Source organism: Rhizorhabdus sp. P4_G6, from assembly GCF_056401045.1.
The window spans coordinates 1-1744 of sequence record NZ_JBFUKC010000051.1 but is presented as its reverse complement, the minus strand read 5'-3'; the positions used below and the strand labels follow the sequence as shown (position 1 = coordinate 1744).

The window sequence follows — 1744 nt, the reverse complement described above, 5'->3', positions numbered from 1 at the left end:
ATATTCGGTCATCAGCGGGTGGGAAGGAATGGCGCGAAGTTCAAATGCCTCAAGTTCAGAAGCATGGTGATGGACGCGGATGCGCGCCTTGCGGAGGTCCTGGCCAGCGATCCGGTCGCGCGCCAGGAATGGGCTCGGGATCATAAGCTCCGCAATGATCCGCGGATCACGCCTTTCGGGCGCTTCCTGCGCAAGAGCAGCATCGACGAACTGCCACAGCTGATCAACGTACTGCTCGGCGATATGAGCCTGGTGGGCCCACGTCCGATCGTAGCGGCCGAGATCGTGCGCTACGGGCGTTATTTCCACCATTATTGCCGGGTACGGCCTGGGCTGACCGGCCTCTGGCAGATCAGTGGGCGCAACGACATCTCCTATCGCCGCAGGGTTGCTGCCGATGTCGCCTACTCGCGGTCGAGGACATGGCGCTTCGACGTGCAGATCCTGATGCTGACTGTACCGTGCGTGCTTTTGGCCAAAGGGTCATATTGAGAAAACCGTAGCGGTGCAGCCAGGCCGACCGGAAGATCAACCCCACTGGAATAGATAATCTTCTCCTAAAACCTGTTTATATTCCACATTATTGTTACGTATAGTATATAATGACAGATACAATTTCGCGGTTATGCATGACTATGTAATCTAGTTCACATTAATACATCATTTTCCCATTGCGTAATTACGAATAGCTGTGGAATTGGAACATATATTAAACTATTATCGTTTTCGCGGGGGGCCTCCGAAAGGGGGTTCGCACTCAACGAAAGGTACGATTATGAAATCGATCGCATCGATTGCATTAGCGGTGGCGGCGTTTGTCGCGGCGCCCGCCTCCGCTGCTGCATATATACAATATGACAACTCTACCGCGACGTTCGGAAATACCAGCGTGACACCTGGTGCTTTCACGGATTCGATCGATCTGGGGTCGTTCGACGGCTTCATCCAAGCTGGCCAGGCATATCGGATTTCCGGTACGATCTCGACCAGTTATCAGGATGCCGGCACCCAGAACATCGACTTCAGTTCAGTATCGTTGAACGGACAAAATTTCACGCTGACCCCCGCGGGCCGGTTTGAATTCGGTTTCGTCAGCGACGTCGCTACCGGCGCTGCCAATCTCCTGACGATCAGTGGATCGGCGGGCTCCAATGCCAGCTACGCGGGCACGCTCAACATCGCGGCCGTTCCCGAAGCCGCGACGTGGGCCATGATGATCATCGGCTTCGGCTTCGTGGGCGGCGTCGTCCGCACCCGTCGTCGCACCGCTAATGCAGCCAATGATCGCCTGGCGTTCAGCTGATCACCTATGGATACCCGCCAGGCTCCTCTGGCGGGTATCTTTTTGCTTCGATTAATATCAAATGAATTATCATATATTTCCGTATTTTTTGCGTAGATAAAAGATAAAAGTAAGTGATTCAGTTCATGGCCGCTGTGAAACCTTGTTGATACCCGGACGTTTCAGTCAATTCGGGTAGATCCACTCACTTCGTAGGCGTTACGATATGGGTTGGAGGTTCGTCCACCGCGGAAAGGCATGATGCTGAACTCGTCTATGGATATACTCCTGATGCTCGCCATTGGAGCGCTGCTCGGCCGGTTCTATAGCTGGATGGTCAGTGTTCACAACAGGCACGAAGTGATATTCGGCACGGTCATCGGCGTTGCCGGCGCGTTGATCGGCGGTTTTGTGCTTACGCGATTGTTCGGCGTGCCTCCTCTGACAGGCGGCGCCCTCGCC

3 protein-coding genes are annotated in these 1744 nt (G+C 54.4%); all 3 read left to right on the top strand.

The window, feature by feature from the left end:
- Positions 1-492, top strand: a 492-nt coding sequence (locus tag AC1DPF_RS18940; protein ID WP_477962944.1) for a sugar transferase, incomplete at its 5' end; no start/stop codon positions are given.
- A 199-nt stretch (positions 493-691) separates the two neighbouring features.
- Entirely contained in the window at positions 692-1303 is a 612-nt protein-coding gene (locus AC1DPF_RS18935) for an FxDxF family PEP-CTERM protein (protein ID WP_477962942.1), read from the top strand.
- 237 nt (positions 1304-1540) lie between these two features.
- A partial coding sequence (locus AC1DPF_RS18930) for a hypothetical protein (protein WP_477962940.1) occupies positions 1541-1744 on the top strand: 204 nt, incomplete at its 3' end.